General features: G+C 69.5%; 2 protein-coding genes. Both read right to left on the reverse strand.

Annotated elements, in window-relative coordinates:
- Nucleotides 1–21: 21 nt before the first annotated feature.
- Nucleotides 22–312, reverse strand: a complete 291-nt coding sequence (locus tag D180_RS10690) for a hypothetical protein (protein ID WP_017912786.1) — start codon at nucleotides 310–312, stop codon at nucleotides 22–24.
- Entirely contained in the window at nucleotides 312–2,567 is a 2,256-nt protein-coding gene (locus D180_RS10695; protein WP_232760438.1) for a TonB-dependent receptor, read from the reverse strand. Before D180_RS10695 ends, D180_RS10690 begins: the two co-directional genes overlap by 1 nt.
- Between the last annotated feature and the right edge of the window lie 319 nt (nucleotides 2,568–2,886).

Genomic DNA, 2,886 nt, shown 5'->3' on the forward strand with positions numbered 1-2,886 from the left:
AGCACGATCGCCGCCAGCCACCTAGCCCACATCGCCAGCCCCTCGGTGCAATTGTCGCCACGCATCCAGGTACGGCAGGGCCACCGCCGCCAGCATCGTCGCGCTCAGCGCGGCGAACACGCCGGCCCACACGCCCAGCGCCGAAATCGCCGCACCCAATGCGGCCACGCACAGCAGCGTGCCGGCCACGCGCAGCGCGCGCGCGTGCCGGCGCCAGGCCGGACGCAGCCGCTGGTGCGCGGTGGCCAGGTAGAACGCCAGCGCCGCCAGCGCGGCGGCGAGCAGATAGGCGGCGGTGGCAAAGGCGAGCATCACCAGCGCGCCTCGAAACCGATGCCGACCACGCGCGGCGCGCCCAGGATCGCGACCGGATCGGTGGCCCAGCGGTACTGCACGTAGTCGCGGTCGAGCAGGTTGTTGGCGAAGATCCACGCGCTCCAGTCCAGGTTTTCGTAGCCGAACTTGGCGTTGACCACGGTGCGTGAGGCTAGTTGCACCGCGCCTGCACCGATGTCGGTGTAGACGCGGTCGCGGAAGCTGGCGTTGAGGTTGGCCAGCCAGCCCCCGGCGAAGCGCCAGTTGGCGCCCAGCGCCGCGGTCCAGTGCGGCGCGTAGGCGAACTCGCGGCCGGCGTAGTCGATGACCGAGGCGCCGGCGATGGTGGCGAAGCTGTCGTAGCGGGTGCGCGCATAGCCCAGCGAGCCGTACCAGTCGAAGGCCTCGTTGGGGCGGTGGCTGGCCTCCAGCTCGGCCCCATACAGATGCGCGCGGCCGGCGTTGACGGTGTTGTAGTCGAAGCTGTTGAGGCCGAAGTAGGCGGTGGTCTGCTTGTCCTTCCAGTCGATGTAGTAGGCGTTGGCGTTGAGGGTCAGGCGCCGGTCCAGCCACTGCGAGCGCAGCGCGGCTTCGTAGTTCCAGGTGTATTCCGGGTCGTAGGGGAAAGCCTGGCTGCGCGCCGAGTTGAAGCTGGAGCCGCCGGAGCGGTAGCCGCGCTGCACCACCAGGCTGGTCGACAGGTCCGGGTTCCAGTCGTAGCGCATGCCGAGCTTGGGCAGCAGCGCATCGAAGTCGCGCGTGTTCCAGGCCACCTCGCCGTTGGCTGAGCGCACGATGCCGGCCACGCCCTGGTTGATCGCGACGATGGCCCGGTACAGCGCGGTGCCGCTGGCGGCGAAGGCGGCCGGGTCGGGATAGCGGCCGGCGAAGGCCGCGGTGGTGTCGGAGGCCATGGCGTAGCGCTGGCGGTCGTAGCGCAGCCCGCCCAGCAGCGAGAACCCGCTGCCCACCTGCCATTGGCCGTCGGCGAACAGCGCGCGGTTGCTGGAGCGGGTCGGGCTGGCGCTGACGTAGTCGACCGGAATCACCGGCAGCGCCTGCGCGTAGCGGGTGGCGATCGCGGTGGCGGTGGCGGCCGGGAAGCCGGCGCTGCGCAGCAGCCCGGCGATGGTGGTGTTCGGCGTGGCGACGTTGTTCAGCAGTTGCGCGTCGTTGTCTTCCACGTGCCGCGCCCAGTACGCGCCGAGCAGGCCCTGCACCGCGGTGCCGGCGTAGTGCAGGCGCAATTCCTGCGAGGCGGTGGTGTCGTCGAGCTGGCGCCGCGCGTAGCCGGCATTGTCCGGGCCATGGTCCATGTCCCACAGGCTGGACGAGGTGACCTTGTTCCAGGCGCTGACCGAGGACAGCGACCAGGCGTCGGAGAGCGCATAGTCGGCCTGCAGGGTGACGATGTCGCTGTCGCTGCGGGTGCGGTCCGGGGTGTTGTTGGTGGTGTAGCGGTGCGCGAAATAGTCGGGCAGATCGGTGCGCACGTAGCTGTACATGTACGGCCCGGTGCGGTGCGAGCGGGTGTAGCCCAGCTGCACCTTCAGCCCGGCGATCGCCGACGGCGTCCACAGCAGCTTACCGCGGTAGATCGCCGAGACCTGTGCGTCGTCGGCGGCCTGGCGGGTGAGGTTCCAGGTGTAGCCGTCGAAGCTGCGCTGCTCCACCGAGGCGCGGAATGCCAGTTCGTCGGCGACGATCGGGCCGCCGACCGCACCGGCCACGCTGCGGTCGGAGGGATCGGAGGCCAGTACCCGCAGCTTGCCCTGCCAGTCCATGGTCGGCTCGGCGGTGCGCAGGACGATCGCGCCGGCCAGGGCGTTCTCGCCCTGCAGGGTGGACTGCGGGCCGCGCAGGACTTCCACCTGCTGCAGGTCCCACAGGCTCAGCGGCGCCCAGCTGATCGCCTTCCACGGCAGGGCGGCGCCGTCCAGGTAGATGGTGGCCAGCGGTGCATCGCTGCCGCCGTCGATGTTGCGGATGCCGCGGATGCTGAAGCCGGCATCGCCGTAGGTCTGGGCCATGTTGGCGGTGCGGTTGAACACCTCGTAGGCGTTCTGCAGGTTCTCCTGCTCGATGCGCGCTTCGGTGGTGACGGCGACCGAGCTGGTGGTGTCCTGCACGCTGCGGCCGCTTTTCTCGCCGGTGACGACGATCTGGTCGAGAGTGGTGGGATCAGGAGGCGGCGCGGCATCGGCGCCGGCAGCGCGCGTTGGCGGCGCCCAGCTCAGCAAGACGGATACCACGCATAAGGACAACACGGACCGCGCGACGCGCATACACCACTTCCCCCGAAAGACTCACGGTTGAAGGCATGGCGGCGGCTGTGCCTGGCTGCCGGACGCGGCAGCGCTGGGCGCGGACTTTAGCAGAGCCGGGGCGGGGCTGCCATGGGATTTGGGATGGGTGGCAGGTTTGCTCAGGGGTCTTGGGAGCGTAGGAGTTGCTTCAGCCGCGACGGGTTTTGCCGGGAACGCCCGTCGCGGCTGAAGCCGCTACTGCAGCTCACTTCATCTGATACATCAGTCAAGAGCAAAGGCTTTCGCCCTTGCGGGCGAGTTACTT

This window comes from Xanthomonas sp. SHU 166, assembly GCF_000364685.1.
Classification (GTDB): Bacteria; Pseudomonadota; Gammaproteobacteria; order Xanthomonadales; family Xanthomonadaceae; genus Xanthomonas_A; species Xanthomonas_A sontii.

Excerpts from the sequence above, each read along its gene's own strand:
- D180_RS10690 (WP_017912786.1), bottom strand. The coding sequence starts at position 312 with ATGCTCGCCTTTGCCACCGCCGCCTATCTGCTCGCCGCCGCGCTGGCG.